Annotated in this window: 7 protein-coding genes; 4 read left to right on the top strand and 3 right to left on the bottom strand. The window is 33.6% G+C overall.

What is annotated here, in order from left to right; genetic code table 11:
- Positions 1-234 (top strand): transposase (locus C8P70_RS07695; RefSeq protein ID WP_166666184.1); only part of this gene is annotated, 234 nt, incomplete at its 5' end.
- Positions 235-432: 198 nt separating this feature from the next.
- Here the strand turns inward: C8P70_RS07695 and rho are convergent.
- A complete protein-coding gene (gene rho, locus C8P70_RS07690; protein WP_133712760.1) occupies positions 433-2,250 on the bottom strand; it encodes a transcription termination factor Rho in 1,818 nt (605 codons plus the stop codon).
- Positions 2,251-2,453: 203 nt separating this feature from the next.
- Here rho and C8P70_RS07685 point away from each other — a divergent pair, with 203 nt between their 5' ends.
- Positions 2,454-2,870 carry a DUF4293 domain-containing protein gene (locus C8P70_RS07685; RefSeq protein ID WP_133712759.1) on the top strand — a complete coding sequence of 139 codons (417 nt, stop codon included), beginning with the start codon at positions 2,454-2,456 and terminating at the stop codon, positions 2,868-2,870.
- A 41-nt stretch (positions 2,871-2,911) separates the two neighbouring features.
- Here the strand turns inward: C8P70_RS07685 and C8P70_RS07680 are convergent, their stop codons facing one another.
- Positions 2,912-3,421 carry a metallophosphoesterase family protein gene (locus tag C8P70_RS07680; RefSeq protein ID WP_133712758.1) on the bottom strand — a complete coding sequence of 170 codons (510 nt, stop codon included), beginning with the start codon at positions 3,419-3,421 and terminating at the stop codon, positions 2,912-2,914.
- Between the two features lie 21 nt (positions 3,422-3,442).
- Positions 3,443-4,711, bottom strand: a complete 1,269-nt coding sequence (locus C8P70_RS07675; RefSeq protein ID WP_133712757.1) for a M64 family metallopeptidase — start codon at positions 4,709-4,711, stop codon at positions 3,443-3,445.
- Positions 4,712-4,862: 151 nt separating this feature from the next.
- Between C8P70_RS07675 and truA the strand changes: the two genes are divergently transcribed.
- Positions 4,863-5,603, top strand: coding sequence for a tRNA pseudouridine(38-40) synthase TruA (gene truA, locus C8P70_RS07670; protein WP_133712756.1), 741 nt, complete (start codon positions 4,863-4,865; stop codon positions 5,601-5,603).
- Positions 5,600-7,354 carry an ABC transporter ATP-binding protein gene (locus C8P70_RS07665; RefSeq protein ID WP_133712755.1) on the top strand — a complete coding sequence of 585 codons (1,755 nt, stop codon included), beginning with the start codon at positions 5,600-5,602 and terminating at the stop codon, positions 7,352-7,354. Before truA ends, C8P70_RS07665 begins: the two co-directional genes overlap by 4 nt.
- Positions 7,355-7,442 lie beyond the last annotated feature (88 nt).

The raw sequence follows: 7,442 nt of genomic DNA, 5'->3' as shown, positions 1-7,442 counted from the left end.
AATCAAAAGGATTATAAACCACAATTTTATTTGTTCAAAAAACAACGAAAGAGAATTGAAACCTTGTTCTCGCAATTGTGCGACCAATTTATGATGAGACGTAATTACGCCAAGACATTTGAAGGTTTCAAAACCAGATTATTAGCTAAAATAACGGCGTTAACAGTTGTACAATTCATCAACAAAGAATATTTCAATAGGAATATCAATAACTTAAAAGTGTGTATTATTTAAAATGCACAACGGGTATTATAATATCAAAAATATTACAGAAGGCGCTACTATTCTACATATAAAGCTTTTCAGAAAACTCTCTTTTGGATCGCTTACTGCTATTTACTTGGTAACAGCTATCAAAGAATGGTTATAAAAAAAGTTACCTGATAATCTCAAGTAACTTTCTTTGCTTTTTTATGATTTTAAAATTAACTTTTAATCACTTAGTGTTTTTAAAAACTCATCATTATTTCTTGTTGATTTTACATTGTCAATGATGGACGTCATGGCTTCTACGGAATTCATATCATCAATATATTTTCTAACTGCCCATAAACGCTGTAAAGCTGCTGCATCTAACAATAAATCATCTCTTCTCGTACTTGATGAAGTAACGTCAATAGCAGGATAAATACGTTTGTTTGACAATTTTCTATCTAGTTGAAGCTCCATATTTCCGGTTCCTTTAAATTCTTCAAAAATAACTTCGTCCATTTTTGAACCGGTATCTACTAAAGCAGTAGCAAGAATACTTAAAGAGCCTCCTTTTTCTATATTTCTGGCAGCGCCAAAAAAGCGTTTTGGTTTTTGCAGGGCATTGGCATCTACTCCTCCGCTCAATACTTTTCCTGATGCTGGTTGAACTGTGTTGTAAGCCCGGGCTAAACGAGTGATGGAATCCAGTAAGATTACTACATCGTGTCCGCATTCTACTAAGCGCTTTGCCTTTTCCAAAACAATATTAGCAACTTTTACGTGTCTGTCTGCTGGTTCATCAAAGGTAGAGGCAATAACTTCAGCATTTACACTCCTTTGCATATCCGTCACCTCTTCAGGACGCTCGTCAATCAATAAGACAATAAGATAAACTTCAGGATGATTGGCAGCAATTGCATTGGCAACATCCTTAAGCAACATTGTTTTTCCAGTTTTTGGCTGAGCTACGATCATCCCTCTCTGTCCTTTTCCAATCGGTGCGAACATATCCATAATACGAGTAGAAACTGTACTGCGCCTTTCGTCCAGCTTAAATTTTTCTTTTGGAAATATAGGTGTCAGGTGTTCAAAAGAAACTCTGTCTCTGACCGTTTGCGGGTCATGACCGTTAATTTTAAGAACACGAACAAGCGGAAAAAATTTTTCTCCTTCTTTTGGAGGTCGGACAACTCCTTTTACGGTATCTCCTGTTTTTAATCCAAATAATCTGATTTGTGATTGTGACAAATAAATATCATCCGGAGAAGACAAATAATTGTAATCTGCTGAGCGCAAAAACCCATATCCGTCCGGCATCATTTCTAAAACCCCCTCACTTTCAATAATTCCGTCAAATTCATAATCAGGCTCTCTGTAGGTATTTTTTTTACCATTTTTTCCATTCTGATTATTATTGTGATTTTTTTTGTTTTCAGAATCTGTTTGAACAGGGGCTTTATCTTTATTGTTATTTTGTTCAACTGCCGCAATCTCGCGATCAGAATCTGTACTTTCAGCTTCTTTGCTTTTTGCTGATTGCTGTTCTTTCGCTTCCTTTGGAAAATTGTTGTTTTCCTTTGTATGGTTTCTTTTTGCAAAGACTTCTTTTTTATTGTCTTTACTGAATTTTTTTTGATCGGAAGAGACCACTTTTCTATCAACAACAACTTCTTTTGTATCAGGTTCAGAAGAAGAAGTTAAGCTTTCTTTTTCTAAAACAGTCTTATTTTCAAACCTTAAATTATCTGCTTTTTTAGCTTCAATTTGCGATTTTGTTGTTCTTGGTCTTTTTATTTTCTCTTTTCCTACTGAGTTTTTTTCTTCTAAAGATTTTTCTTCTGTTTTCACATTTTTTTGTTGCTCCACAGATGTAGCAACCTCTTTAGCATGTTCATTTTCAGCAGTTTTTACGGCATGCGGGTTAATTGCTTGGTAGTCCAAAATTTTATAAATCAATTCATCTTTTTTCAAGGATGCTATCTTAGCTATTTTGGCTTTCTTAGCAATTTCCTGAAGGTCTGTTACCTTCATTTTTTTTAATTCAGAAATATCAAACATAAAAATGTTTATAGATTATATGAAATATTGAGTTTTGTAATTTAAATTTAAGATTGGAAAAATTTAAAAAATAGAATTGCCGTATTATGAAGAACTTACGGCAGAACTTGTGCAATATTACGAATTAATTTTAATAAACAATAGGTTTTTCCAAAAAAGAAACATTATTTTTGTGATCGAAATCAAAATACAGCTGTATCGTTATGTTACAAAGAATCCAGTCGATTTATTTGTTTTTAGTATTTGTAGCTATGGGAATTTTACCCTTTGTCTTTCCTTTATGGAAAGATGGAGAAGGTAATAGCTTTTATTTTATGGCGGTTCCCTTCTATACAATTCTCTTCGGGCTATCTACTGCTTTGAGTGTAATTACTGTATTGGGGTACAAAAACAGACAACGACAATTTGTATTGAACCGATTGAATATAATATTAAACTTTATACTAATAGGATTATTCGTTTACCGCTCTCTAAATTTATCTGGAGAAGTCACGGAGTTGATTTCTGAGAAAGGTATTGGGATGTTCCTCCCGATTGTTTCTATCCTGTTTCTTGTATTAGCAAACAGAGCCATCAAAAAGGATGAAGATCTTGTGAAATCTGTAGATCGATTGCGATAAACCTAACATCTTAGTTTATTAGTGCGTTAAAAAGCCGAACTTTAAAGTTCGGTTTTTTTACTTTTTGACCACTCTATAATTTCAAGATTACTTATTTTTCCTTTGTCAATCTCAAATCTTAACATGGTTCGCACATGATGAAATCCGGAAATACCGGCAGCTCCCGGATTTAAATGTAACACCCTATTTATTTGATCATATTGCACTTTTAGAATATGGGAATGTCCACAAATATAAATATCCGGCTTTTTTTCAACAATTTGTTTTTTTACATGGGCTTTGTATTTTCCAGGATATCCTCCAATGTGTATCATGTAAACTTTCATTCCTTCACAATCAAAAAACAGTTCTTCGGGAAAATCTAACCGCACTTTATTATCATCTATATTTCCGTAAACTGCTTTTATCGGCTTTAATTTTTTAATCGTATCCGTTACAATTACATCTCCTATATCTCCGGCATGCCAAACCTCATCAGCTTGTCTCACGTATTTTAGAATAGATTCATCTATACAGCCATGCGTATCAGACAACAATAATATTTTCTTCATTTTTAAGTTTTAAAACAACAACTATTCTGTATAAAACAGTATTAAATCTTCTATTGCATTTTGGCAAACGGGACAAAACTCTGGATATTGATTAGTTTTCATTCTGCAATCTAAAGTTGCCTTATATATTTTTTCTCCCTTTAGTCCCTCATATACTCCTATTTTATATTTATCTGCATCTTTTTCGGGAGTTGGCACAGGTGTATCCTTTTTTAACCTGTTTTTCCATTTGCTGTCAAAATCTACTAAAGTGGTAATGTTTTTTTCCCAAGGTTCGGATCGGATAGAAATAAAATCACTTAGCACATCATTTGAGTAAAAGTATTCATCTGCCAATCCTGCAAAGCTATGACCAAATTCGTGTACTACAACGGGCTTAAAATCTTTATGTCCTGTTGTGGTTAATGTATAGGAGTTGTAGATGCCACCACCGCCATACACATCTGTATTAGCTAAAATAATAATGTGTTCATATGGGATCCCAGCTAAAATATCGTGTAATTTTTTTATTCGGTTCGTCGTTAAATATCGTTCTGAATAAAAAGTATCAAAATTAGATTCTACAGCTGTTTTTCTCCAATCGCCGGTTCGAGGCACACTGACACCTGAATCTGATGATTCACTTTTTACAGCAATAAAATTAAAGTTATTCGCATATCTGTCAAATGGTTTATGCTGCAAAATTTGTTCAATTGATATTTTTACTGCATCCATAAACTTATCCATTTCGCTTTTTGTAAAACCTTCGGCAACAAATACCACATTTATTGCTTTTGTATGATCAGTTGCTTGCTGTACATATTCGTAGTCTGTGATATCTTTTATTCCTTTCCGATGAATTAATATATCTTTTGGATTAATCTCGTGTACTACTTTGTTTTTTTCTTTTCCGTCTCTATCAAATAAAACGAGTTCTATTTTTACTTTATCTTTTGGAAACGGAACTAAAAAAACATTTTCAAAACTTTTATTCCCTTTAACCGCTTCATCTGTAGAAAGCCATTCTTGAAATAAAGTACTAAAGCTGGTGGTATAAATCAACTTATCTGTAATTTTATCAAAAACCCGTACTTGTCCATTTCCACGTAAAACATTTTGGTTTAAATGATGTGTACGCCCCGCCCATAAAGGATAAGAAGACAATTCGTCCAATAAGATAAACTGCTCTTGATTATTTCCTCCAAAAACATAATCTAACCTCAATGTCTTATGCTCAAAATACTGATTAAAATCCTGGGCTTGTACAGCAATTACAAAACACCATACAATGGCTAAAAATATTTTTTTCATCTTTTGATTTAATTTGCCAAAAGGTAAAAGTAGAGATTTTTGTTGATTTAACTGTTGATAGTTTCTGTCTTTTCGCATAGATTTTTATAAAGTCTGAAACAAGAGGACTTATAAAAATGGAGTATATTTGTACTTTATAAAACACTTCATTTTGAGATATTTTTTGGAATTTGCTTACAACGGTTCACAATATCACGGCTGGCAAACACAACCCAATGCTAAAACAGTGCAGGAAACGCTAACACAAGCAATCTCTACATTGCTTAAAACGCCTATTGAGTTGGTAGGTGCCGGCAGAACTGACACAGGAGTACATGCCAAACAAATGTTTGCTCATTTTGATAGTAATATTTCTTTTGACAATGCTGTGCTCATCCAAAAACTGAACTCTTTTTTACCTGCAGATATCGTCATCTATCATATTCATCCCGTTGCAAAAGATGCACATGCTCGTTTTGACGCTATATCCAGAACTTATGAATATCACATTCACTTTTTTAAAGATGCTTTTTGTAACACGCTGAGCTATTATCACTTTCGTCCATTAAATATAGAACTGATGAATGAGGCCGCAAAAATCTTGCTGGGATATGAAAATTTTGAATGTTTTTCTAAAAAGCATACTGATGTTTTTACATTTAACTGCACCGTTTTTAAAGCGGAATGGACAACATTGCCCAGTCAAAATCAACTAGTATTTACTATTTCTGCCAATCGCTTTTTGCGCAATATGGTTAGAGCCATTGTGGGAACATTAATTAACGTTGGCTTAGAAAAAATTACTATTTCAGATTTTCAGAAAATTATAGAAAGTAAAGATCGCAGTCAGGCTGGTTTTTCCGTTCCGGGAAAAGGCTTATTTTTAACAAAAATAGAGTACCCTTATTTATGAAACGTATAAAGTCTATATCACTCCAAAAAGTATTGCAATATGCCAAACCTTATCAAAAAAGGTTTAACTGGGTTATTGTCTTTGCTATTTCTCTTTCAGCATTTGCCGCATTGCGTCCTTATATGCTCAAGCAAACCGTAGACAGCTACGTCCAGCATCAGGATAAATATGGTTTATTAATCTATGTGGGATTAATGGGGCTCGTGCTTATTTTTGAAGTTGTATCTCAATTCTTTTTTACTTATTGGGCTAGCTGGCTAGGACAAGATATTGTAAAAGACATGCGCCAGAATCTATTCAATAAAATTTTAAGTTTTAGAATGCGCTATTTTGACAATGAACCTGTTGGTAAATTAGTAACAAGAGCAGTTTCCGATATTGAATCTATTGCCAGTATATTTAGTCAAGGGTTATTTATGATTGTAAGCGATCTGCTAAAAATGTTGGTGGTGTTGGGAATTATGTTTTACATGAATTGGAAATTGAGCTGTATCGTTATTATAGGAATGCCCGTTTTAGTTTACGCTACCCGTATTTTTCAACTCAAAATGAAATCAGCTTTTCAGGAAGTTCGCACCCAGATTGCCAATCTCAATACGTTTGTACAAGAACGCATTACAGGTATGAAAATCGTTCAGCTTTTTACACGAGAAGATATTGAATATGAAAAATTTAAAGAAATAAACGAAAAACACAATAAAGCCTGGCTTAAAAATATTCTTTATAACTCGATATTCTTCCCTATTGCAGATATTATTTCATCGCTAACCTTAGGTTTTGTAATTTGGTACGGAGGCATGTCTATCGTTGAGGGGGATAATTTAACTTCTTTTGGAGATTTGTTTGCTTACACAATGCTTATCAGCATTTTGTTTAACCCCTTGCGCCAGATTGCTGATAAGTTTAATGTAATGCAGATGGGAATCATCGCGGCAGAACGCGTTTTTACAGTATTGGAAACAGAAGAAAATATGGATGAGAGAGGCACGCTGGAAGCTTTTCAATTTAGAGGAAATATTGAATTTAAAGATGTCCGCTTTAGCTATATCAAAGATATTGAAGTATTAAAAGGAATCAATCTCCAAATTGAAGCTGGGAAAACAATTGCGATTGTAGGTTCCTCTGGAGCCGGAAAATCAACCATCATTAACTTGTTAAATCGCTTTTACGAAATTGACAGTGGTGAAATAAAAATAGACAATATCAACATTGACCATTTTACCTTATCATCACTTCGAAAGCAGATAGCAGTTGTGTTACAGGACGTTTTTTTATTTAGCGATACTATCTACAACAACATTACCCTACACAATCCTGATATTTCCAAAGAGCAGGTAATAGCAGCCGCTAAAAAAATAGGAATACATGACTTTATAAAAAGTTTACCCGAAGGGTATAATTACAACGTTAAAGAACGGGGAGTTACATTATCATCCGGACAGCGACAGCTAATTGCTTTTTTACGAGCATATGTCAGCAATCCAAGCATTTTAATATTGGATGAAGCTACTTCTTCAGTCGATACACACTCGGAAGAATTAATACAAAAAGCAACCGATTATCTAACGAAAGACAGAACTTCCATTATCATTGCACATCGTTTGGCAACCATTATTAACGCTGATGAAATTATAGTTATGGATAAGGGACAGGTAGTTGAAAAAGGCTCTCATAAACAATTATTGGAAATAGAAACCGGATATTATAAGAATCTTTACGAAGCACAATTTAAAATTGCTGAAGGAGCATAATCACAAAGTCAAGGTTTGATCTTTTTGAGGCAAACTTTAAAGAGTAAAATTTTAATAACGAAAATAAAATGATTATTTTCGTACCTTA

The sequence above is a fragment of the Myroides indicus genome (genome assembly GCF_004364575.1).
Lineage (GTDB): Bacteria > Bacteroidota > Bacteroidia > Flavobacteriales > Flavobacteriaceae > Flavobacterium > Flavobacterium indicum_A.
The sequence above is the reverse complement of the archived record's forward strand: the minus strand, read 5'-3'. Positions and strand labels throughout refer to the sequence as shown.

What these genes read in the sequence shown, in the direction of transcription:
- rho (WP_133712760.1), bottom strand. Translation starts at nt 2,250, where the DNA reads ATGTTTGATATTTCTGAATTAAAAAAAATGAAGGTAACAGACCTTCAG.
- C8P70_RS07685 (WP_133712759.1), top strand. Translation starts at nt 2,454, where the DNA reads ATGTTACAAAGAATCCAGTCGATTTATTTGTTTTTAGTATTTGTAGCT.
- C8P70_RS07680 (WP_133712758.1), bottom strand. Translation starts at nt 3,421, where the DNA reads ATGAAGAAAATATTATTGTTGTCTGATACGCATGGCTGTATAGATGAA.
- C8P70_RS07665 (WP_133712755.1), top strand. Translation starts at nt 5,600, where the DNA reads ATGAAACGTATAAAGTCTATATCACTCCAAAAAGTATTGCAATATGCC.
- C8P70_RS07675 (WP_133712757.1), bottom strand. Translation starts at nt 4,711, where the DNA reads ATGAAAAAAATATTTTTAGCCATTGTATGGTGTTTTGTAATTGCTGTA.